General features: G+C 63.4%; 13 protein-coding genes and 3 pseudogenes. 10 read left to right on the top strand and 6 right to left on the bottom strand.

The window, feature by feature from the left end:
• Nucleotides 1-13 precede the first annotated feature (13 nt).
• Nucleotides 14-1,408 carry a threonine synthase gene (locus H7A12_03790; protein MCP5319934.1) on the top strand — a complete coding sequence of 465 codons (1,395 nt, stop codon included), beginning with the start codon at nucleotides 14-16 and terminating at the stop codon, nucleotides 1,406-1,408.
• Nucleotides 1,405-3,147 (top strand): single-stranded-DNA-specific exonuclease RecJ, encoded by a 1,743-nt coding sequence (gene recJ / locus H7A12_03785; GenBank protein ID MCP5319933.1) that lies wholly within the window; start codon nucleotides 1,405-1,407, stop codon nucleotides 3,145-3,147. Before H7A12_03790 ends, recJ begins: the two co-directional genes overlap by 4 nt.
• A 145-nt stretch (nucleotides 3,148-3,292) precedes the next feature.
• Here recJ and H7A12_03780 read toward each other — a convergent pair whose 3' ends face one another.
• Together H7A12_03780 and rhlP are read right to left on the bottom strand one after the other, a co-directional pair.
• Complete coding sequence (locus tag H7A12_03780) at nucleotides 3,293-3,865, bottom strand: rhomboid family intramembrane serine protease (GenBank protein MCP5319932.1); 573 nt, start codon at nucleotides 3,863-3,865, stop codon at nucleotides 3,293-3,295.
• 4 nt (nucleotides 3,866-3,869) lie between these two features.
• On the bottom strand, nucleotides 3,870-4,700 hold the full coding sequence (gene rhlP, locus H7A12_03775) for a rhombotarget lipoprotein (protein MCP5319931.1): 831 nt from the start codon (nucleotides 4,698-4,700) through the stop codon (nucleotides 3,870-3,872).
• A gap of 162 nt (nucleotides 4,701-4,862) precedes the next feature.
• Here rhlP and H7A12_03770 point away from each other — a divergent pair, with 162 nt between their 5' ends.
• Nucleotides 4,863-8,186, top strand: a complete 3,324-nt coding sequence (locus H7A12_03770; GenBank protein MCP5319930.1) for a mechanosensitive ion channel — start codon at nucleotides 4,863-4,865, stop codon at nucleotides 8,184-8,186.
• A 349-nt stretch (nucleotides 8,187-8,535) separates the two neighbouring features.
• Nucleotides 8,536-11,982 (top strand): VanZ family protein, encoded by a 3,447-nt coding sequence (gene vanZ, locus H7A12_03765; protein ID MCP5319929.1) that lies wholly within the window; start codon nucleotides 8,536-8,538, stop codon nucleotides 11,980-11,982.
• Between the two features lie 37 nt (nucleotides 11,983-12,019).
• Here the strand turns inward: vanZ and H7A12_03760 are convergent, their stop codons facing one another.
• Complete coding sequence (locus H7A12_03760) at nucleotides 12,020-13,009, bottom strand: integron integrase (protein MCP5319928.1); 990 nt, start codon at nucleotides 13,007-13,009, stop codon at nucleotides 12,020-12,022.
• A 304-nt stretch (nucleotides 13,010-13,313) separates the two neighbouring features.
• Here H7A12_03760 and H7A12_03755 point away from each other — a divergent pair, with 304 nt between their 5' ends.
• From H7A12_03755 to H7A12_03735, 5 genes and pseudogenes are all read left to right on the top strand, one after another.
• Nucleotides 13,314-14,111, top strand: coding sequence for an ANT(3'')-Ia family aminoglycoside nucleotidyltransferase AadA13 (locus H7A12_03755; protein ID MCP5319927.1), 798 nt, complete (start codon nucleotides 13,314-13,316; stop codon nucleotides 14,109-14,111).
• 423 nt (nucleotides 14,112-14,534) lie between these two features.
• Nucleotides 14,535-14,987: a hypothetical protein gene (locus tag H7A12_03750; protein MCP5319926.1), complete on the top strand. Its 453-nt coding sequence runs from the start codon at nucleotides 14,535-14,537 to the stop codon at nucleotides 14,985-14,987.
• A 1,572-nt stretch (nucleotides 14,988-16,559) separates the two neighbouring features.
• A pseudogene (locus H7A12_03745) lies at nucleotides 16,560-17,134 on the top strand (hypothetical protein).
• A 77-nt stretch (nucleotides 17,135-17,211) separates the two neighbouring features.
• Nucleotides 17,212-18,694: pseudogene (locus H7A12_03740) on the top strand (transposase).
• Complete coding sequence (locus tag H7A12_03735) at nucleotides 18,691-19,788, top strand: AAA family ATPase (GenBank protein MCP5319925.1); 1,098 nt, start codon at nucleotides 18,691-18,693, stop codon at nucleotides 19,786-19,788. The pseudogene H7A12_03740 and the gene H7A12_03735 overlap by 4 nt, the downstream one beginning before the upstream one ends.
• Nucleotides 19,789-19,975: 187 nt before the next feature.
• Here the strand turns inward: H7A12_03735 and H7A12_03730 are convergent.
• Nucleotides 19,976-20,971, bottom strand: a pseudogene (locus tag H7A12_03730) (IS5 family transposase).
• Between the two features lie 70 nt (nucleotides 20,972-21,041).
• Here H7A12_03730 and H7A12_03725 point away from each other — a divergent pair.
• A complete protein-coding gene (locus H7A12_03725) occupies nucleotides 21,042-21,650 on the top strand; it encodes a hypothetical protein (protein ID MCP5319924.1) in 609 nt (202 codons plus the stop codon).
• A gap of 292 nt (nucleotides 21,651-21,942) precedes the next feature.
• On the opposite strand, the gene H7A12_03720 is transcribed toward H7A12_03725, so the two are convergent.
• Together H7A12_03720 and H7A12_03715 are read right to left on the bottom strand one after the other, a co-directional pair.
• Nucleotides 21,943-22,518 (bottom strand): transposase, encoded by a 576-nt coding sequence (locus H7A12_03720; protein MCP5319923.1) that lies wholly within the window; start codon nucleotides 22,516-22,518, stop codon nucleotides 21,943-21,945.
• Between the two features lie 183 nt (nucleotides 22,519-22,701).
• On the bottom strand, nucleotides 22,702-23,628 hold the full coding sequence (locus H7A12_03715; protein MCP5319922.1) for a site-specific integrase: 927 nt from the start codon (nucleotides 23,626-23,628) through the stop codon (nucleotides 22,702-22,704).
• Nucleotides 23,629-23,838 lie beyond the last annotated feature (210 nt).

The following is a 23,838-nucleotide window of genomic DNA, read 5'->3' as shown; positions in this document are numbered from 1 at the left end:
CGGAGAGACGGCCTTGAGGTACATCAGCACGCGCGGCGAGTCGCCGGCACTTGCGTTCGAAGACGTCCTGCTGACCGGTCTGGCGCCGGACGGCGGGCTCTACGTTCCGGAGACGCTACCGCGTATGGACGCAGAACGCATGCGCACCTGGGCGCAGCTGGACTACGCCGAACTCGCGGCTGAAGTGATGGCACCGTTCGTCACCGGCTTCCTTGCGCCCGATGAGTTGCTGGCGATGACGCGCGAGACCTACCGCAGCTTCCGCCACCCGGCGGTGGCGCCGCTGGTACAGCTCGGGCACAACGAGTGGGTGCTCGAACTGTTTCACGGGCCGACGCTGGCGTTCAAGGATTTTGCGCTGCAGTTGCTCGGCCGACTGCTGGATCGTTCGCTCGCACGCAGCGGCGAACGCGTGGTCGTGCTCGGCGCCACCTCGGGCGATACCGGATCCGCCGCGATCGAGGGCTGTCGCAACTGCGCCGGTGCCGACATCTTCATCCTGCACCCGCACCAGCGCGTCTCGGACGTACAGCGCCGTCAGATGACCACCGTGCCGGGGGGCAACGTCCACAACATCGCGGTGCGCGGCAACTTCGACGACTGCCAGGAAATGGTCAAGGCGAGCTTCGCCGACCAGTCGTTCCTGCCGTCGGGCCGGCGCCTGGTCGCGGTGAATTCGATCAACTGGGCGCGCATCATGGCCCAGATCGTGTACTACTTCCACGCGGCACTTGCGCTCGGCGCGCCCGGTCGAAAGGTGTCCTTCGCGGTGCCGACCGGCAACTTCGGCGACATCTACGCTGGCTATCTCGCGCGGCAGATGGGGCTGCCGGTGGAGCAGCTCGTCATCGCGACGAATGCCAACGACATCCTGCACCGGCTGCTGACGAGCGGGCGCTATGCACGGGCGCCGCTCGCACACACGCTCTCCCCGAGCATGGATATCGTGATCTCGAGCAACTTCGAACGCGTACTGTTCGATTTTCACGCGCGCGATGCGAAGCGGCTGCGTGAACTGATGGCGCATTTCCGTGCCGGTGATGTCGATCTGCCAGCGGAAATCATGCAGGCAGCACGCGCCGAGTTCACGAGCTTTGCGGTCGATGATGCGATGACCTGCGCGATGATCGCACGCGTCTTCGAGGAATCCGGATACCTGCTCGACCCACACTCGGCGATAGGCGTGCAGGCGGCGCGCGAATGCCGCAGTTCGCGCGCCACACCGATCATCACGCTGGCAACCGCACACCCGGCGAAATTTCCCGAGGCCGTGGCCCGGGCGGGCGTGCCGTGCGAGCCGGCACTGCCGCACTACATGGCAGATCTCTTCGAACGCGAGGAGCGATGCACGGTGCTCGATCACGACCTGAACACGGTGCAGGGATTCATTCGCAGCCGTCTCGCATGAGGCGATCGATCCGGCGCCGGCTTGTTGATCCTGCGATCGCGGTTGCGGGTGTCGCTGATCCGCTGCTGGCGCGGATCTACGCGGCACGCGGAGTCACCGACGTTGCCGAGCTGGATCGCAGCCTGGCGCGGCTGGCACCGCCGGATGCGATGCCCGGAATCGACGTTGCGGCAAGCCGGCTTGCAGACGCGCTGGAAGCCGGCGAGCGCATCGTCGTGGTCGGCGACTATGACGCCGACGGTGCAACCAGCAGCGCGCTGGCCTTGCGCGCGCTGCATGCCCTGGGTGCCGATGGCTGCACGTTCCTGGTGCCGAACCGATTCGAGCACGGCTATGGACTCAGCCCGGCGCTGGTTGCAGTCGCCGCACAGCGCAATCCCTCGCTGATCCTCACCGTCGACAACGGCATTGCGGCTCACGAGGGCGTTGCGGCTGCTGCGCAGCACGGTATCGATGTGATCGTCACCGATCACCATCTCCCCGGCGACGTGTTGCCGCCGGCGTATGCGATCGTGAATCCGAATCTCGATGCCTCGAAGTTCCCGAGCCGATCGCTCGCGGGTGTGGGGGTGATCTTCTACGTGATGGTGGCGTTGCGCGCCGAGCTGCGTGCACGCGGCTGGTTTCACGCCCGTCGGCTCGTCGAGCCGAATCTGGGTGAACTGCTCGACCTGGTCGCGCTTGGCACGGTGGCCGACGTGGTCGCGCTCGATCGCACCAACCGTGCGCTGGTGCACCAGGGCTTGTTGCGCATACGCGCGGGGCGTGCCTGTGCGGGCATCCTGGCACTGTTCGAGGTGGCCGGGCGCGATCCGGCGCGCGCAACCAGCAGCGAACTCGGTTTCGTGATCGGACCGCGCATCAATGCTGCCGGCCGGCTCGACGACATCGGGCTTGGGGTACGTTGCCTGCTGGAGGACGATCCAGCCCTCGCGCGGGCGATGGCGATCGAGCTCGATACGCTGAATCGCGACCGGCGCGAAATCGAGGAGGGGATGCAACAGGAGGCGTTGCGTCTGATCGCGGACGTGGCAGCGCACGGCCAGGAGCTACCGTGGGGAATGTGCCTGCACCGCGATGACTGGCACCAGGGTGTGGTCGGACTGGTGGCTGCCCGTATCCGCGAGCGCCACCATCGTCCGGTGATCGCGTTTGCAACGGCCGATACCGGTGAGCTCAAGGGTTCTGCGCGTTCGATTCCCGGGCTGCATATCCGTGACACCATCGCCGCCGTGGCAGCCGCAGCGCCACAGATCGTGAATCGCTTCGGCGGGCATGCGACTGCAGCGGGACTCACGATCGATGCCGGGTGTTTCGACATGTTCGCCAGCGCCTTCGACCGCGAAGTGCGTGCCCGCCTGTGCCTCACGGATCTGGAGCATGTTCTGGAGAGCGACGGTGAACTCGCCGCGGAGGACTTCACGCTCGGGCGCGCCGAACAACTGCGCGACGCCGGACCGTGGGGTCAGCACTTCCCCGAGCCGCTTTTCGACGGTGAATTCCTGCTTGCAGGGCAGCGCATCGTCGGCGGCCGGCACCTCAGGATGCGTGTGAAACCGTGTACCGAACCGGCCTGCGAACTCGAGGCGATCGCGTTCAATGTGGACTTGTCGCAGTGGCCGAACCCGGGCGTGCGCCACGTGCGGCTTGCGTATCGGCTCGACGTCAACGCATGGCGTGGAGAACGCACGCTGCAGTTGCTGGTCGAGGAAGTGCAGGTGGTGCCTCACGCGTCCTGAGCACGGTGCCCGCCAGAACCTGCTCGCGACGCACCAGGCGCTGTCCGCTCGTGCCTGACACCTTCCATGTCGATCGTGATCTCCCGGCTACCCGCCTGCAGGGCAGGGTCAGCGAGAGTCCAAGTCAAGGTCGTGCGTGTTCGATTCACGGTGACGAATCGCCGGTCTGTCTTCGCATTCGGCAAAGCACCCACGTGACCGCACCCAGTCCTGCCATCAGGTGTGCCTGCCAGGCGACGTGGACGCCTGCTGGAAGGTTCGAGAACCCCGCGAACGACCCGCTCGCTTCAAGGCACATCGCAACGATGGCTACCGTACCCACGGCCGCGAGAGCGAACCGCAAACGCGGTACCTGATGCCAGAGGTGCATGCCGACGGCAACGCCCAGGAAGGCGGACAGAGCGGAATTGCCACGATATGCCGTGAGATCCGGAACCAGGCAGTTCAGGCCGAGCGAGATCAGCGGTGCAGCGACGAGCAGGGCGGTCAGGGTCGCGCGCGAACCGAACTCGCGCTGCGCCAGGGCAGTGACTACGAGCAGCAGCACGAGATTGCTCATGGCGTGGCTTGTCGAGAAGTGGACGAGGTGTCCGGTCCACAGGCGCCAGGCTTCCCCGCCCAGCAGCGCATGGCGATCGAGCGACAGCCAGTCCTGCACGGAATCGGGCGTGCAGGCGAGAACGCCGCATGCCAGCGTGAGCAGCAATGCAAGGCGCATTGCATCAGCTCCTGCGCCGAACACCGCGTGCGATCAACGACAGCGACAGGGCGAGCAGGATGCCCGGCCAGCCAAAACTACCGCCGCCGGAATAGCCGGGTTTGTGTTCGACGCGGTAACCGGCGTCGGATTTGATGCGTTGCTTGAACCCCTCGAGTTCGGCCTGAAGCTGAGGAACGAGCGCGGTCGCGGCCTGCGAGTAGCCTTCGAAGCGTGCGATCCGGGCGCGTTCACTGAACCCGGCCATCGACGAACTGCCCTTGACCTGACTGGTGCCAGGCGCGCGGAAGAGCAGCTTGCGGCTGCTGACATCGAAGACGGATGCATCGAGCATGGTCTGGATGTCGTACTGGTCGCCGTGGACGATGTAGGCGCCGATGATCGTCCAATAGAGAACCGACAGGGCGTTGCTGTCATCGAACTGGACCTGGTCGTAGGAAAGCAGCGCCATTACTTCGACGTTGAACATGCGTGCCACCTGTTCCAGGTTGTCGAAGCCGCCCTTGGGGCGCAGGTACTGGCTCGGGATGAGCTCGATGTTGCCAATGAAATCGTATTGGGCGAAAGACGCCTTGACGCGCTCCAGCAGCTTGGCCTTTTCGGGCTCCGGCAAACCGGAATCCCAGGCAGTGCCGGGAACGAAAGCGATCCCGACACGGACGGGCGGTCGCAAATAGGTCACGGCAGGCTGCATCTGCGGCGGCTCTTTGGCCTCGGGATAGAGGTAATCGACGATGCTCCCCGATTGGTGCGTTTTTCCTCCCGGGTTCCAACCGGCACAGCCGGTGATCAGAAGCATCCAGCCGATCAATGCAGCGGTCATGAGGGCTTTCATGTCGTTCCCTTCCAGTTCGAGTGTTCTGCGCAGCAAATCGATACGGGCAAAGGATGCTTCACGCTGACGACAATTGAAACCCGTGCAGCGTGATGCCCTGCGGGCGTGCGTTTTGCGACAGAATACGCATCGCTTCGGCATCGATAGGCCATGAAGTCCGTCATGACAAGAATCCCGACCCTGCTGGTTTGCCTGCTGCTGCCGGTGTTTGCGTGCCTGTCTGCGATGGTGGCAAACGCCGCGCCGCGTGCGCTGGACCTCGAATCGTTGCTGCGCAACGGCAGCGCCGATGCGACGCCCGAGGAGAAGAAACTGCGTGAAATCTGGAGCAGTGCGCTGCAACTGAAACGTGAAGACGAGCGCTACGCGGAGCAACTCGCGGAGCTGCGGCGCTTCATGGATGAATACGCGCAGACACGCAAGGGTCTGGAAGCGGAAAAGGCGGCACCGGTGCCGGATGTGTCGCCATCGGTTGGCAGACTGGATGCCGAGGGGATCGACCAGGCCCTTGCGCAGGCACGCAACAACCGTCTCGAACTCGAACGACAACGCGATGAATTGGTCGATGCAGTCGGCAGGATCGACGAACCGGGTGACCAGAACCTGCTTGGCACCCTGCAAACGCAATTGCAGCAGGCGCGCAAGGCAGTGGACAAGCTGCAGCAAAACGCCACGCCAACCGAACTTCATCGGGCCGAGGAGCTGTTGGCCAGTGTGCGCCAGCAGTCTCTGGAACGACACATCCAGTTGATCGAACAGCGGCTGCTGTCAGCGAGCCAGCGCCAGCGCATTGCGGGGCTGCGCCTGACTCTGGTCGAGCGCCAACTGGAGGGCGACAAGCGACGTATCGAAGCGCTGGAGGCTCGTCAGATCGAACTGCGGCGTGCGAGCGCCGAGGCGACCATCGCAGACAGCGATCGCGTGAGCGGCACGATGGCAGATGTACCCGCGCTGGCGGCACAGGGTCGTCGCAACCAGGAACTTGCCGCGACGCTGGCACGCTACAGCCAGGACATGGAACGCCTGCAGCAGGAGCGGCGCCGCGTCGAGCAGGGCAATGGTGAGCTGGCGGGCCTGCGCAACGATCTCAACGAGCAACTGCAGTGGCTGCAGATCAATCGCAGCTTCGGTGAAACGATGCGTCAACGCCTGCTTGCCTTGCCGGCACCGCTGGCTCTGGCACCGTTGGAAGCGGGCGCTGTGCATGCGCGCGTCGATCGCTATGAATTCCAGAGCGAGCTGGGCGCGTTGCAGCGCAACGAGTCGTCACAAGGGGTGTTGACGCACGATGAGTTCGAGGCGCTGGATCGAGCGCAGCGCGAGTCGTTGCAGAAGTTGCTGCGCTCCCGCGTGCGCCTGCTCGAACAGTTGCTTGGTGCCATCGACTCCAGCATTCGCGAACAGGTCAGCCTTGCAGGTGCATATGCCCTGCATAACAAGCACTTGGCCGATATCCGCGAACTGACGAACGAGAAGCTGTTCTGGATGCCGGATGTGCGCCCGGTCGACCGTTCGTTTGTCACGTCGATGCGGGAAACAGCCGGCTGGCTGGCTGCTCCTGCCACGTGGCAGCCACTGGCACGATCGATTCGAAGCAGCGGCACGGCGCGCCTGTCGTTGCATGCACTGGCTGCAACGGTGTTGATTGTGCTGGGGTTCGTTGCCCGCAACGGCCTGGTTCGCTACCTCTCCCATGTTGCACCGGCGATCGGCAAGGTCACGCGTGACATGGGCCGTTACAGCTTTGTGGCGTTGCTGCTCGGTGTGCTGGTTGCGCTGCTGCCGGCAGCGCTGGTGTGGTTGTTTGGCAATGCACTCCAGGTCGAGGCAGACGGCACTCTGGTCGGGGCATTGAATCGGGCTGCGCAGCAGTTGGGCGTTCCGCTCTTCATATGGGTGCTGGTTGGCGGGTTGAGTCACCAGGACGGGTTGCTGGTGCACCATTTCAATCTGGGTGTCGAGAAGGTGCGCTCGGCGTGGTGTGAATTCAGGAGTGCGATGCTGTTGCTGCTGCCGGCCCTGTTCCTGTTTGATGCCAGCGCAAACCTGTACGAGCCGGCAGTCCATGCGACGCTCGGGCGTGTCAGTTTCATCTGGATTGCCATCGTTCTCAGCCGCTTCGCATGGCGTCTGTACCGGCGATCGGTGCCGCTGATCATCACGGATTCGAACGGCTCGGGACTCTCGTGGACCAACCACCTGCTGTGGGGCATGCTCATCGGTGCGCCATGGCTGGCCATCGCGGGTGCGCTGATGGGTTACCTGGCGACCGCCGGGACCTTGCTGTGGCAGCTCGAAACGTCGCTGCTGCTCGGGTTTGGATTCCTGCTGGTCTATTTCCTGGTGCGTCGCTGGATGCTGATCCAGCGCCGTCGGCTGGCATTCGACCGGGCCCGGGCACGGCGCGCACAGACCATGCAGCAGCGTGAAAGGCAGCAGGAGCGTGAATCGAATCCTGCGGAACAAGCCGAGGCCCTGCCCAACCCGGAAGAGGTTGCGACGACGCTGAACGAACTGGACCTCGATACCATCAGCGCGCAGTCGATGGGTCTGCTGCGCACCGTACTGATGCTTGGTTTCATGTTCAGCCTGATTCCGCTGTGGTCGGAAACGCGCACCGCCTTCGGCTTCCTGGACAGCGTTCACGTCTGGCAAATCACCAGCGGCAGCGGCGACAACGTCGCGACCGACGTCATTTCATTGAAGGATCTGGTGCTTGCCGCCTTCGTTGTGTTCCTGACGACCGTGGTCGTTCGCAATCTGCCGGGACTGATGGAGCTGGGCCTGTTGCAGTACCTGCGACTGGCTCGCGGCACGGGATTCGCCATCACCACCGTCACCAAGTACGTGGTCATCGTGGTCGGTGTCGTGGCCAGTCTGAATCTCGTCGGTATCGACTGGGCTCGAGCGCAATGGCTGGTCGCGGCGCTGACGGTTGGCCTGGGTTTCGGCTTGCAGGAAATCTTTGCCAACTTCGTTTCGGGCCTCATCATCCTGTTCGAGAAGCCGATCCGCCTCAACGACGTCATCACCATCCGCGACCTGACCGGCACGGTTACCCAGATCAAGACCCGCGCGACCACCATCCTCGACTGGGACCGACGCGAGATCATCGTGCCGAACAAGGCCTTCATCACCGAGCAATTGATCAACTGGTCGCTGACCGACACCATCATTCGCGTCAAATTGAAGATACGTGTCCAGTTGGACGCCGACACACAGCTCGTGCGCCAGTTGATCGAGGCAGCGATGACGGATTGCGACGGGGTGCTCGGCGATCCTGCACCGAGCGTATTCCTGATGGAAATCACCGATTCGGCGCTGATCTACGAGGTTCGTGTCTTCGTCAGCGAAATGTCCGAACGCCTACCGATGACCGACGCACTGCACAGTCTGCTGCTGGCCCGATTGCGTCGTCACGGCATTGACATGCCGCACCAGAAGATCGACATCGACATGGTTGGCGCATCCGCGGCAATGGCTTGAATTCGCGCCAGGTTTGAGGATGCATCGGGCGGTCGTGATCGGACAGGCTGTCGAGAAAGTGGCCCAGTCGATGTCTTCCGGTTCGCGCAGTGGTGGCCGTGGAGCCATGTCCGGGGCCTTGTGATTGGCGCGGCTCTTGTCGCGTATCGGGCAGATGTCCAACGCACCGTGCCGGCTTTCCCTGGAAGATGGTGCGTTACAGGCCTTCGAACAGGCAAACTGCCAACGGCAGGAAACATCGCAATGTGCAATGAAAACCCCATGACGTACTGAAATGCAGCGAACAGCGTTGCCGTCTTCATCCACGCATCCGTTGGGGGCGCACGTTCGCTGGGGGACGCTCGCCCTGGTGTACGTCGCGGTCGTCGTCTATGGGACCCTGTACCCGTTCAGCGGCTGGATCAGTGCGGAACGTGGGCTGCTGGGCTTCCTCACGCCATCCGCCGGGCGTCAGTTCAACGCGGGCGATGTGCTGACGAACGTGCTCGCCTATATGCCGCTCGGCTTCCTGCTCGTGCGACTGCAGGCGCGACGGATGTCGCCGTTTGCATCGGTTGCGCTCGCGGCCCTGTGCGGCGCAACACTCAGTTTCAGCGTGGAGTTCGTCCAGCAGTTCCTTCCCGCGCGCGTGAGTTCCGTCGTGGACCTGTTGATGAACAGCACGGGAACGCTGGTCGGTGCCGTACTGGGCGCAGCATGGCACGTCGACTCCGGCCCGATGGCGGTGCTCCTGCGCTGGAGGCGGCACTGGTTCAGATCGGGGAGGCTGGCGGACGTCGGTCTGCTGGCGATCGGGTTCTGGATGCTCTCGCAGCTTTCGCCGCTGGTGCCTTCGCTCGACGTCGGCGAGCTGCGCCACGGGCTGGCGCCGCTGTGGAACACGCTGCTGCACCCGGCGACGTTCGACGTGGCACAGTGCAGCGTCTATGTGCTCAACGTTGCCGGGCTGGGGCTGCTTGCCAGCACGCTCGCGATTCCGGGCCGCCCAATCACCCGAGTTTTCGCAGCCTTTGTTGTGGCCGTTCTCCTCTACAAGATTCCGGTCGTCAGCCGACAGCTCTCGCTCGAGGCGCTTGCAGGCGCATCTGTCGGACTCCTGCTGGCGTCAGCCGTGCGCTTGATCCGTGGGCAGTTCATCGCATGGATCGCGGTCTTGGTGATCCTTGCGGGCTTCGCGGTGGACCAGATGCGCGCCGACCCGGGCGGATTGTTCTATCGCTTCACGTGGATTCCATTCTCGGCGCATCTCGAACACCCATTGGTCGGGATGGCGTCGATCCTCGAAAGCCTGTGGCCGGCCACCGCGCTCGCCTACCTGGTACGCCGTGCGTCGGACGAGCGCCACCGCGCGCTGCTGGCCACGGGTGGCGGCCTGTTCGTTGCGCTGACGGCCTTCGCCTTCGAGTGGCACCAGCAGCAGGTGCAGGGGCGGGTTGGTGATGTCACGACCGTGCTGCTGATGCTCGGAGCGTGGGCGGCGGTATGGCGTGTGCCGGCTGGCCACGTCGATGCCAATGCCGATGCGGGTCCGGGCGTCGGTAGCCGTTCTCGCGCAAAGACGGATCGCAGGCATCGCGTATGGAGCATCGCGATCGTGCTGGTGGCGATCGCTGTCGTGGCCATTGGCGGTGTGATGGTGAGCCGGTACCCGAAGGAGGTACGCGTCGACGAAAGCCGGCTCCATGAATTGCCGTTGCCTGAGCAGTTGCCTGCGGCGCCTCTTGCGAACTTCCGTTATGCGCACCCACGGTTACCGTATCCGACAGAGGCGGATTTGCACACGCTGCGCAATGCCAATCCGCGCTATCTGCAAGAGCTGCGCCGGCAAGCCAATGGTGGCAGCGGAAATTTCGATGCCGTGATGCGCCAAGCCGCACTCGAACCGGGCAGCGTCGATCTGGATCTGTTGTTGCAACGACTGCTGGCGTTGCAGCCGAGCTGGCGCGGTCACGAGCAGGGCAAGCCGCTCGCGCTGGCCTACGACTGGCTGTACGGGCAGTGGAGCGAAGCGCAACGACTGCAATTGAGAGAAAAGACGATCGAGGCCTGCGACTATCTCATCGACAGGATTCGCAAGGAGCGCCTGTCGCCGTACAACGTCTACCTCTACAACTCGCCACTGCAGGCGCTGATGGCGTGCAGCATCGCGCTCTACGGCGACGATCCGCACGCCGCGCCAATCATGAACTTCACCTACGACCTGTGGAAGAACCGCGTGCTGCCCGTCTGGCGGCAGATCATGGGCAAGAGCGGCGGCTGGCACGAAGGTGGCGAGTACGTCGGCATCGGCATTGGCCAGGCGATCTACCAGTTGCCGGCGATGTGGCGCAGCGCCACCGGCGAAGACCTGATCGCGAGCGAACCCGGCATTCGCGGCTTCCTCGATTTTCTCGTCTACCGCACGCGACCCGACGGCACGCACATGCGCTGGGGCGACGGTGCGTTCTTCGACCGCATCGTGCCTGACGCAGCACCGTTCGCGCTGGAGCTTTCCCATGCGGCTGCCTACACCCTGAACCCTCCACCGGGAGCAGTCCCTACCGGTTGGCCCTGGGGGCCACTTGGCAATCCACGACTGGTCGACCCCGCAGCCCGTTCGCGACTGCCGCTGACAAAATTTTTCGATGGTATCGGTTTGCTCGTCGCTCGCAGCGACTGGGGACCTGATGCGAGCTACGTGACATTCAGGGCGGGCGACAACTTCTGGTCGCACCAGCACCTCGACGCGGGGGCGTTCACTATCTACAAGGGTGGGCCGCTCGCGATCGACAGCGGGCTGTACGGACCGCAGTACGGTTCCGACCACCACATGAACTACGCCTACCAGGCGATCGCGCACAACGTGGTCACCGTGACCGACCCCGAAGACAAGGTCCCGGCACCGGGCAGGCAAGAGCCGCGTCCGATCGCCAACGACGGTGGACAGCGGCGCATCGGCTCCGGCTGGGGTGTGGAGCCAGCGCCGCTCGACCTCGCCGAATGGAACGCGAAGCGCGACATCTACCACACCGGCAGGATCGAACAGGTGCTGGACGAGGACGGACTGGCCGTTGCACAGGCGGACGTCACGCCAGCGTATACCAACGAACTGTCGGGGCGGGGCATGTTCTCGCACCGCACGCGGCGCGTCGAGCGCCTCTGGCGCACGTTTGGTTACGACCGCGTCGATGATGTGGTCGTCGTCTTCGACCAGGTGCGCGCCACCAAGGCGTCGTTTCGCAAACGCTGGCTGCTGCATACGCTCGACCAGCCGACCGTGAGCGGGCGGGACTTTCGCGTTCGCGTTGCGCCCCAGCAGCGAACCGGACGTGCGGGCGGATCGCTTGCGGCAAGCGTACTGCTGCCGAAGGACGCAAACGTCAACGCGATTGGCGGGCGGGGGCTGGATTTTTTCGTCGACGGCGTGAACTACGACGAACACGGCACGCTGTTGAAGAACAATCGCCGCACCGGACCCAACAACGGTGAACCAGGCGCCTGGCGCATCGAAGTCAGCCCGGCGCGGGAAAACGCCGATGACCAGTTTCTGGTGGTGCTGCTGCCGACGCTGGGCAATGCGGCCCCAAGCCACCGCGTGCGTCTGCTCGAGTCGGGAAATCGGGTTGGTTGTGAAGTCGTCGGTTCGAAGCGCACCACGCGTTGGTGGTTCGAACCCGGCAGCAAAAGTGTCGAGATAGAGCTTGTCGATCGAGACGGAGCCACACGGAAGCACCGGCTTATGGACTCATCGGCACTGTCACCCGTTGCGCCGTCCTGGATCGAGCGCTTGCGGGCATGGGGCGGTGCGTGGCGTTGAAGCACAAAATCTTGTGATGTGGTGCGTTGGACTTTGGTCAATCATCTCGGATGTTGCTTGGCGATAGAGCTGCACCAAGAGGACTGCGCACCGCGAGACCGCCGCGCTGCAGTACGTGCGTGTAGATCTGCGTGGTGCGAACGTCGCTGTGTCCCAGTTGCTCCTGCACGGTGCGGATATCGGCACCGCGTTCGAGCAGGTGCGTGGCGAACGAATGCCGCAGCGTATGACAACTCGCCGGCTTTTGTATGTCAGCCGATCTCACGGCGTTGCGCACCGCACGCTGAACGGCAGACTCATCGATGTGGTGCCTTCGCCTTTGTCCAGAGCGTGGATCGGTGCCAATCTGAGTCGCGGGAAATACGTACTGCCACATCCAGGAGCCTGCCGCTGCCGGATATTTTCGTTCGAGAGCAAACGGAATCGACACCGTGCCGAAGTCCATCGACGTGTCACGATCGAACAAGGCTTTGCGTGCAGTAAGGTGGCGTTGCAGTGGCACCACCAGTTCATCGGGCAGGGTTACAACGCGATCCTTGGCGCCCTTGCCATCACGTACGAGGATTGCGCGATGATCGAAGTCCAGGTCCTTCACGCGCAGGCGAACACTTTCCATCAACCGCAATCCGGATCCGTACTGCAGGCAGCAAATCAGCCAATGCACCCCGGAAAGGTTTGCGAGTACGCGAGCCACTTCCCCGACGGACAGCACGACCGGGATGCGCTTGGGGCGCTGCGCGCGCGTCACAGAATCCAGTTGTCCGAACGGCTGCCCGAGCACCTCGCGATAAAGGAACAGCAGCGCGTTCAGGGCCTGGTTCTGCGTGCTGGCGCTTACGTTACGATCGACCGCGAGATGTGTCAGGAAGGCCTCGACTTCGGTCGCGCCCATGTCTTTCGGATGGCGAAGCCCGTGAAAGCGAATGAATCGCAGGATCCAGGCGAGGTAGGTCTGCTCGGTACGATAACTCAGGTGGCGTGTACGTATCCGTTCACGCACCCGGTCAAGCAATCGCTGTGCTGCCATTGGTCGACCTCCCTGTCGAACGTGTGGGTGAGTCTACCCCGGTGGTCGCCCGGAGCAAGAAGAAAATGGCGTTCTATTCTGGCCATCCAGCTGCATGCGTGCTATACGGCAAGTCGCTGCGTAAAAACACGGCGAGCTTTCGAACCTGATCGAAAGGAAAGACGAGCAGGATGTTGTTTTTCATGGCTTTGGGTTCTGGAGGCTCTTCATCAGTGCTTGGATGGTGCTCGATGTCGCTGCGTGCTAGGTGGATGAGTGCCGTGTTACAACACGGACGATTCCCGTCCACTCACTGTTAGACATCATGAGGGACTCAGTGACCGCCGAAATTTCGACGCAACTATCCAAGGTGCTTAGTGTTATCGAGCACCATCTGGAACCGACGTTGCTTGCCGTACATTTGTACGGCTCCGCAGTGGATGGCGGCCTGAAGCCATACAGTGATATTGATTTGCTGGTTACTGTGACCGCAAGGCTTGATGACACAACGCGGCGAGCTTTGTTCAACGATCTTTTGGAGGTTTCGGCTTTCCCAGGCGAGAGTGAGATTCTCCGCGCTATAGAAGTCACCATTGTCGTGCACGAAGACATTATGCCGTGGCGTTATCCAGCCAAGCGCGAACTGCAATTTGGAGAATGGCAGCGCAATGACATTCTTGCGGGTATCTTCGAGCCAGCCACGATCGACATCGATCTGGCTATCTTGCTAACGAAAGCGAGAGAACATAGCGTGGCTTTGGTAGGTCCAGCGGCGGAGGAACTCTTTGATCCAGTTCCTGAACAAGATCTAATCAAGGCGCTGAATGAAACCTTGAAGCTATGGAACTCGCAGCCCGACTGGGCCGGCGATGAGCGAAATGTAGTGCTTACGTTGTCCCGCATTTGGTACAGCGCAGCAACTGGTAAAATCGCGCCGAAGGATGTCGCTGCCAACTGGGCAATGGAACATCTACCTGCCCAGCATCAGTCTGTCTTGCTTGAAGCTAGACAGGCTTATCTTGGGCAAGAGGAAGATCGCTCGGTCTTGCGCGCAGATAAGTTGGAAGAATTTATTCACTTCATGAAAAGCGAGATCACCAAGGTGCTCGGCAATGATGTCTAACAATGCGTTCAAGCCGATGCCGCTTCGCGGCACGACTTAACTTCGGCGTTAGCATCGCGGAGCTCACGGCGAAAAATGATTGATTCGAGTGCGTGCGGTGTCGTGGCGTTGTGCACCAGAAAGTGGATGCTGTTGTTGATCTGCTGGTGTTTCCATCACCGCAATTTCCGTCGGCCGTGATAGCCGTCAGAGTTGGGGCCTTTCGGCCAGGCTGTGCCTAGGGGCAGTTGTTCCGCGCGCGTACATTCCAACCCGAGTGCCGTTTGGAAAAGTTGAGCTCAGCAGTTGCAGGTTCGTATTCGCGCGCGGCAAAGTGCAGTTGGGGGTGGGCGGCGCCTGATAGGCGCTGCTAACAGTTCGCTGCAGGCACGACGTCCCTGACGGGCCGCGGCCTGAGCTCAAACGTTAGGCATCAGAGCGCGAATGTCCGAAACAAACCGACACCTCAATTTTGCGCCCCAAGACATTGACCTTTCTTGGATGATCGGGCGTGTCGTTGGCGAAGTGACGTTTCGTGAGCCGGATAGTTGGTGTTTTCTCTTTGAGGCGAAGGTGTGGATTGCAGCTGACTGTCCGTGGCGCATTATTCGAGATGGCCGGATTAGATTGAGCAGTGATGACCACGGCCAGAAGTTCGGATTACCTGCACACATTGATGCGGCAGCAGCAGCGACATCGTTGCTTGCTTCTGCCAGCGTCAGCGCCGTCAAGTTACGCGAGGGCACAGCAGACCTCCTGGTTGATTTCGATGGCGGGCTGCGATTGGAGATTATTCCACTTTCAAGTGGCTACGAGAGTTGGCAGTGGGGCGACCCTTCTGGCGAGTCGTTCTTCGTGCAAGGCGGAGGAAACATTGTCAGATACCCAAAGACGTGATGCCTAACCAGAGCGCTGCAGCGAACGGCCTCTCCGCCGTGCGTTCGAGCGTCGCGGGAGTTCGTGAGCGCACGGTGCGCACCACCGCCGCCGCCGAGGCCGTCGCTGAGCTGAATCGTTAGGCTCATGGCCGACCGAACCGCTTCTCGTTGGCTCTGGGGACTCGTCGGAGTACCAATCGCATTCTCACTAAGCTCATACATCACGGCTGCGTTGCTGGCGAGATTCGAGCATTACGACAAGGTTCTCTTGGTGGTGTGGATTGCCGCGCTCGTATTTCTGATTGCTTCGGGACTCAAGGCCATAATGAAGGCTGTGCCGGCCGCTCGCATCACTCGGTGGTTGTTGGGGGCTGTTTACGCAGCGGGGATGTACGTGCTGTCAGTGGCCATCGGCTTCATCTCAATGTGCGCCTTCGGTGGATGTGGCAGTTGAGCCTAACCAATCGCTCCACCGGTCGCATTGCGCGTCTGTCACGCGGCTTGCATTCGCAATCCGCGCGCCAGCCGCTATGCGCCGGTGAGCTCAATCGTTATGCGTCAGCCCGACGCTCGAAGGAGTCGAGGCGTGAATGCTGTTCCTGGAGCGCCTCGGCCCGAGTCGCCGGAACCACCGCTCGCCACGCATGTTCAAGCGGGTGCTCGCTGGAGGGGAAAAGCGGAGCCCGTCTTTAGAGAATGCTCGTTGAACTGTGGAGGCTCCATTGGTGAGCGGCGTCGGGGAAAGTTCCTGCGGTGGGCCAACAAGGCCCGTTGGGAGCGAGACGGACGCGAACGCCGGATACCCAATGCTCGGTCCCGAAGGGAGTTCACGCGGGATATCCCCACGGGGACTCGCTGGAGAGGAAAAGCGGAGCCCGTCCTTGGGGAACGCTCGGTGAACTTCGGGGGCTCATCGGTGAGCGGCCTCGGGGAAAGTCCTGCGGTGGCCCAACAAACGCTGTTGGCAGCGAGTCGGCCTGCAACGCCGGACACCCAACGCTCGGTCCCGAAAGAAGATCGAGTCGCGTCGTCACGATTGCGTCTCGCATGCTACCGGGTTAGCCTCGCGTGAGAAGGCGCCAAACGGTTTTGCCGTGTCGGTCACGTAGCAGTCCGGCTGAACCGGGGCCGCCCGGCTCGTGCGAAGAACGGAGGGGACGGATGCATCGGAGTTCTGTTTGCTGTCTGATCGGCCCCTCGCATAACCAGGCCATGCAGCCGACAGGAACCGGCGGCGCTTCGCTTGCCGGTTCCCGCGGCTGATGGCCGTCGTTAGGCGGCGCAACTGTCCGCTCATCGGAGGTTAGGGAACCTCTGCACAACATCCGGTGAATTACGAGATATTGCGTAGGTTGGACAAAATAATGAGTGTGGCAGCTGATTTTCATCAAATCCGCCCGTTTTTTAGCTACTTTCAGCCCGTTTCGGGGCTCTTGCCCGTGCTGCGTGAGCTTGACCAGACTATCTGAGGGATTTCCGGCCGTTTTTTGTCACGGTTGGTGAGGAGCGGAAGCAAGGCCCCCTCGAAGAGCTTGCAAGAAGCCCTCCGAGGGGGTTGTCTCGTGTTCGACCAAGAATGCGAGACCACCCAATGTGCCATGCCCTGTTACGCGATGCCAGCTTCTGGCGGTTTTTGCAGCTGATCGATCACGACCTGGCGGAGCAGGAGAGCGCTGGCGGCTGTCCGGCGTGCGGTGCGCCGCTGCATCGCGCCGACTACCCGCGCAAGCCGCGCGGCGTGCCGCGTGCGCTGTTCGGGCCGGACGGGTGCGACGCCTGAGTTTCTGCTGTGCCCGCGACGGGTGCCGACGGCGCATGACGCCGTCGTCGGTGCGTTTTCTGGGGCGCCGGGTGTTTGCGGGCGCCGTGGTGGTGCTGGCGTGTGCGCTGGCACAGGGTCTGAGTGAGCGGCACCGGCAGCGACTGTGCGAGCGTATCGGGGTCGGTTTGCGCACGCTCGAGCGCTGGCGACGGTGGTGGCGGAGAGATTTCGCAGCCAGTGCGCCGTGGGCGGCGATCCGGGCACGACTGGCCACGCCAGTGGAGGAGCAAGCGTTGCCGCGCGGATTGCTGGAACGCTGGGGTGAGGCCTTCTCGGCAACTTCGGTGGTGGGGCTGCTGCGGCTGCTCGCACCGCTGTCGCGTTCGGTGAGGGCGCGCGGATGACCCGCAGACGATGCGGGTGCCGCGAGGCGGGAGGAGCTGCGTAGGCTGCGCATACACTCACCGCACGGGGATTTCGCATGGGCAGGACGGTCGAGGGCGATCGAGACCGCTGGGCACGGCTGCGCTTCATGATCATCGGTCCGCTGCTGGCGGCGCCGCCCGAGCCGGGTGCGCTGCAGCAGACGCTGGTGCAGCTGGCGGCCCGACACTGGCGCCACCCGGTCACGGGGGAGGCCGTGCGGTTCGGGCGCTCGACGATCGAGCGCTGGTACTACGCGGCGAAGAACGCCCGCACGGATCCGGTGGCGGCACTACGCCGCGGGGTGCGCAAGGATGCCGGTCGCCAGCGCAGCCTGTCGACGGCGATCGGTGCGCTGCTGTACGCCCAGTACCACGCGCACCCGAGCTGGACGGTGCAGCTGCACTACGACAACCTGGCCGTACGGCTGCGCGAGGATCCGGCACTCGGGGCGGCGCCCTCGTACGCGAGCGTGCGCCGCTACTTTGCGGCGCAGGGGTTGTTTCGCCAGGCGCGGCGATCCGTGCGCGACAGCGCCGCTCGCGCCGAGGCACGCGAACGGCTCGCGCGGGTCGAGGTCCGCTCTTACGAGAGCGCGCACACCAACGCGCTCTGGCACGCCGACTTCCACCACGGCACACACCCGGTGCTCAGCCGCACGGGCGTGTGGCAAAACCCGTGCTGCTCGGGGTGATCGATGACCACTCGCGTCTTGCCTGCCACCTGCAGTGGTATCTGGCCGAGACGGCCGAGACCTTCGTGCACGGGCTCTCGCAAGCGCTGCAGAAGCGCGCGTTGCCGCGTGCGCTGATGACCGACAACGGCGCACCGATGCTGGCCGCCGAGGTCACGGCCGGGCTGCACACGCTCGGCATCGTGCACGAGACCACGCTGCCGTACTCGCCGTACCAGAACGCCAAGCAGGAGACGTTCTGGGCGAGCGTGGAGTCGCGCCTGATGGCGATGCTCGAGGGCTGCGCAGAGCTCACGCTCGAGCGGCTGAACGAGGCCACGCAGGCCTGGGTCGAGATGGAGTACAACCGCCGTTCGCACAGCGAACTCGGCTGTTCTCCGCTGGCACGCTACGGCGACGGCACCGATGTCGGGCGCGAGTGCCCCAGGCGAGCGAGCGGCTGCGCCGGGCGTTTCGCACCGAAGCCGTGCGCACCCAACGGCGCTCCGACGGCACGTTCTCGCTCGAGAGCACACGCTTCGAGGTGCCCTCGCGCTACCGCCACCTCGCACGGCTCACGGTGCGCTACGCGCGCTGGGACCTGCGCACGGTCGAGCTGATCGATCCGCTGAGCGGGACGCCGATCTGTGCGCTCTACCCGCTGGACAAGACGGCTCACGCCAGCGCCGCGAGACGCCTGCACGCAGTGCGCACGCCTACGGTGCCCGTGCTGCCCGACCCGCCGGCGCACAGCCCCATGGCGCCGCTGTTACGCGCGCTCATGGTCGAGTATGCCGCCACCGGGCTGCCTCCGGCCTACGTGCCCCTGTCCAACGACGCACCCCTTGCCGAGGATCCGCTGCGATGAACAAGCAACTGCTCGCCCTTTATGGTCTGAAGTGGAATCCCTTCTCGCCCGAACTGCCCACCGAGGCGCTGCGCCTCACGCCGGCGGTGGAGAACTTCGCCTGGCGTATCGAGCACGCGCTCGTGCGCGAAGGCGGCTTCGCGCTGATCAGCGGCGACGTCGGTACGGGCAAGAGCGTGGCGCTGCGCCTGATCGCCGAGCGCCTCGCCCCCGTGCCGGATCTGACCGTCGCCGCACTCACGCACCCGAGCGCCAACCTCGCCGACTTCTACCGCGAGCTCGGTGATCTGTTCGCCGTGGAGCTGCGCCCGCACAACCGCTGGATGGGCTTCAAGGCGCTGCGCACCCGCTGGATCGCCCATCTGGAGAGCACGCGGCTTCGCCCCGTGCTGCTGATCGACGAGGCGCAACAGGTCGCCCCGCTCGTGCTCTCGGAGTTGCGCCTGCTCGCCTCGGCGCACTTCGACTCGCGCAGCCTGCTGAGCGTCGTGCTCGCCGGCGACCAGCGTCTGAACGAGTTGCTGCGCCGCGACGAACTCCTGCCGCTCGGTTCGCGCATCCGCGCACGCCTCTCGCTGGAGTACGCCAGCCGCGAGGAACTGCTGGCCTGCCTGAAGCACCTGCTCGCAAGCGCCGGCGCCCCCGCTCTGATGACACCCGAGCTGATGCACACCGTCTGCGACCACGCCATGGGTAACTACCGTGCGCTCACCACCATGGCCGCGGAACTGCTCGCCGCCGCCGCGCAGCGCGAGCTCGTCCAGCTCGACGAGAAGCTGTACCTCGCGGTGTTCACGCCCCCGGGCAATCCGCCGGCACGCGCCGCACCCGGCTCACCAGCGCTTGAGCCGGCAACCATGAAATCGTCCCGGCACCACCCCATCGAATTCCCCGAGCAGCTCAGCGACGAGGGCGCGGCACACATCCTCGACTTCCTCTACGAGGTGATCCGCGCCTTCGAGTCGCGCTACTTCGTGCAGATCCGTCGCCACCATCGCCACACCGCCGCTGAGTACGCCGCCCAGCGCGCCGAGCGCACCCAGCTCGAACTGCCCCTCACAATCCCCGACGAGCCGTCCGACCCGGTCTTCTGAGCCATCGTCAGACCGTCGCCACAGCGCCTCGTAGCCGCCGGGCGCTGCGGTTGCGTCGCACCCAAAACGCGGTCGACACCGGCAGCGCCAATGCCGGACACCTCGCAATATCACATCACGGCTGCAGACCATCAGAAAGCGTGATCAGCTCGCCATCGATTACCGTGGTCATGCTCAGCGGGCACACTCATCCCCCGCAAGCCTGCAAAATTCGTTTGCGCGCCAGCCACAAATTGACCAACGCAAAGAGGGTGGCCAAAGTTGGCTGTGTTCTTGGCCAGACCCTCTGTAGCGCACCTTGGTGAATCCGAACTGGCACTTGAGCACCCGAAACGGATGCTCGACCTTCGCCCGGATACGCGCCTTGGTCCGCTCCAACGCATCGACCAGACTGCCGCGCGGGGTATTCTTGTCCAGCGCTCGGCGCTTGCCGGGCATCATCGCCACGTGCCAGTTCGGCTGTGGCCGATTCGCCTTGATCTCCTCGCGCTTTTCAACGCCTCGGTAGCCCGAATCAGCGAAGACATCCTCTTCTTCACCGTGCAACAGTTCGTGTGCTTGCGTGACGTCGTGCGCGTTGGCCGATGTCGTCACCACCGTGTGCACCAGCCCCGAGTCGGCATCCACCCCAATGTGCGCCTTCATGCCGAAGAACCATTGGTTTCCTTTCTTTGTCTGGTGCATCTCAGAGTCGCGCGTACCCGTATCGTTTTTCGTCGAGGACGGGGCAGCGATGATCGTGGCGTCGACAGCTGTTCCCGCCTTGAGAAGCAAACCGCGCTCCGCCAGAAGCGTGTTGATGTGATCGAAGAGGCGTGTGCTCCAAGCCGTGCGCTTCGAGCAGATGCCGAAAACGCAAAATGGTGCTCTCATCAGGCAGGCGGTCAACTCCCACATCCAGACCAGCAAACTCGCGGTACAGCGGCACGTCGTAGAGCGCCTCTTCCATGGCCGGATCCGACAACCCGAACCACTGCTGCAGGAAGTGGATGCGCAGCATCGTTTCCACTGCAAATGGCGGGCGCCCGCCTTTCGGGCCGGGTGTGGGTGCATACGGCGCAATGATTGCCACCAGATCCGCCCACGGCACGACCTGCTGCATCTCACTCAGGAACACACGCTTTCGCGTGCGCCGCGTCTTCAACTCAAAACCGCTCATGGGGGCAAGGCTCATCTGTTTCATGCCTCGACTGTCTCATACCAGGCGGATGCAAGCCAGGTTTTTACAGAGGTTTTGCAGAGGTTCCTTAGTGATGTCTGGGAATTTGATCGACCCGAAAGACGCTGAGGCCCTCACGCTCAAGGTTGGCCTAGGCACCATACTTGGCCTGCTGACGGGCGGCCTGTATTGGGCGTTTGTGTTTTCCAGATGGTCACAGCGCCATGCCGACCTTCGAACCGCCACGCTCTCGAGGCAGAAAGCTGCTCCCGAGGCGACACACGCTGTTGAACGCAAGTCGCGCCGGACTCGACTCCTGGCACTTCTTCTGAAGGTTCTTGGCAGCATTGCGCTCATCACGCTGGTCTGGGCATTCATCTGGGAGGTGGTCCAGAGGCGCGGTCCATTCCCGATACCCGAGGAGCCGTTCTGGGTGTTCTGTTGGGTTGCGCTGTCGACTCTCGCACTGACTTGGGGCTCCCTTGCCTCGGAAGTACGTTCGAGCATGGAATACTTGGCAACACAAGGCATCGCGCCGCATCGACCTTGGCTTCTCGGAGGCGGGCGAGGCCGTATCCCCGCAATGGTGATACTCAATGTCATTCTGGCGCTGGGGCTTCTTCCACTGGTGATCTTTCCCCCGCTGGCCGCAAGTGCCGTCAACAACTACGTTCACTCGTGCCTCACGCCGGGCGCCGCCTAACGAATAGGGATAGGTCGCGCGCAGCCGCGACCTGATCCCGGGTTGAACAAGCCCGTGCCCTGGGGTGGCGAACGCTTTTTATAGGGGAAAGCTTTTCAAACGTGTGGGGGCGTCGTTGCCCGATCAGGCGGAATGATTTTCACCAGACGAACGCGACCCGCACCCGCGAGCGCAGCGTGTCTTACCTGGCTGGATCCATCAGTGGCGCGAGGTCCTCCTCGGGAGTGGATCGCCGGCGAGCACGCCATGCTCTCCGGGCCAGCGGATCGTGTGGCGATCCGCAGACGCTGCCTCAGCCGTCGGGTTGGCGGCGCTTGGTGATGGCGACGACGATCATTGGTGTATGGCAGCGCATACAACACAGCGGTGGGCGTGGTCGCAACGTTGCCGCCTGGACCAGCACATGCAAGACGAGTTGCACGAGAACGAGGCGTCGCCTGGCCCGGCAGTGCAGGAATCCGTACTCGCGCACACGACGAAATCCGGTCGGCAGGACGTGGGCGAGCACGCGCCACAGGAACTCGGCGATGGGCAGGGTGCGCAGTGCGGGCTGGCGGGTCTTGGCGTCACGGTAGCGGAAGGTGACGGTGCCGGCGAGGCGATCGTAGTCGAGGAGGTCGCGCTCGTGGATGACACCCCGGTAGAGGTAGCGCGAGAGGTACTGCAATGCCGGCTCGCCACGACCGACACGGCGACAGTCGACCACCCATTTTGGCGGCAGGCCGATGGGGATCGGCACACCGGCGAGTTGCAGGGCCTGCAGCATACGGGCGCGAAACACCCGGGCCAGAGCAAAGGCGTTGAAGAGGTAACGCCCGGAGAGTTTTCGCCACTGTTGGCGCCGCGCATCGAGTGCGCCTCCGGGCACAATGAGGGTGCAGATCGAGACGACGGTTGTGGGTGTGCAGTACCGCGCATTGGCCGAGTTCCGCCTTGAGCTTTCGCGTCGCGAAACCGTTGAGGGTCTGCGAGGCGGCGCGAAACAAGGCGGCATAGACGGTTTCGGGGTGCGCCTGCGCAATGGCACGCAAGGGTGCCGGCAAGGTAAAGGTCACCATGAAGTAGTCCACGGGCAGGAGCTTGCGGCGTTGCCGATCGAGCCACTGCGAGGTGCAGTGGTTCTGGCAGGCCGGCGGCGATCATCACGGCACTTGTCCGTCATGTGCACATAGCACGCCGTGGTTTTCGGGCAGGCATGACCGAGCAGTTCCTGCACACCGCGCAGATTCAGGCCGACTTCGAAGAGGTGGGTGGCGTAGGCATGGCGAAGACTGTGGGTCGACACCCGCTTGCGGATGCCGCAGTCGGCCACGACACGGGCAAACGCTTTCTGGGTGCTGCCTCGATCCATGAAGGTGACGGGCGCGGCACCCTGCGGTCCAGCACGCCACGGAAACAACAGCTCATGATGACGATGATCACGCCAGTAGCGGCGCAGGCACTGCAGGGTGAGTGCCGGCAGCACCACGAAGCGGTCCTTGTGTCCCTTGCCGCTGCGGACATGGACCTGGGCACGGGCGCTGTCGATATCACCGATCCGCAATCGCAGGGTTTCACCCAGACGCAGGCCCAGGCTGTAGGTCGTCAGCCAGAACGTCCGGTAGCGCCGCTCGCGACTCGCCCGGATGATCTGTGCAACCTCGTCGACGCTGAGCACATCGGGCAGTGCGTGCACCACTGGCGGCTTGATCATGTCCACCCACGGCCACTCCCGCTCCAGGACGTGTTCGTAGAAGAACTGCAGTCCGCAGCGTTCGATCTTCACCAGGCTCCACGATCGCTCGTCGATCAGCGAGGCGAAGTACGACTTGAAGTCTTCCGCGTCCAGTCGATCCGGACAGCGATCGAAGTGTGCGGCTACCCGGCGCAGCACTCGTGCGTAACCATCGATCGTCTTCGCTGCCTTGCCTTGGAGCTTCAGTGCTCTAAGATGCTTCGCGTACAGTGCGTCAAAACGGGTTTGCTCCGATGAATCCATGTCGCTTCTCCTTTGGTGATGCACACCCGGGCCTGGGTGTGCCGGAGAAGTTTCCCGGTTTTGGCGTCTCGTTCTTCTTGTCTCGTTCCTGCCGCGAAGCGGCTTCGTTCAACAATTCGCTGCAGGCGCGACGGCCCTGACGGGCCGCGGCCTGAGCTCAAACGTTAGGTACGCGAGCGGGGCTTCGAGTAGCCCCCCGGAAGCGGGTAT

The sequence above is a fragment of the Pseudomonadales bacterium genome, from assembly GCA_024234165.1.
Taxonomy (GTDB): Bacteria; Pseudomonadota; Gammaproteobacteria; order Pseudomonadales; family UBA5518; genus UBA5518.
This window is presented reverse-complemented; position numbering and strand designations above follow the sequence as displayed.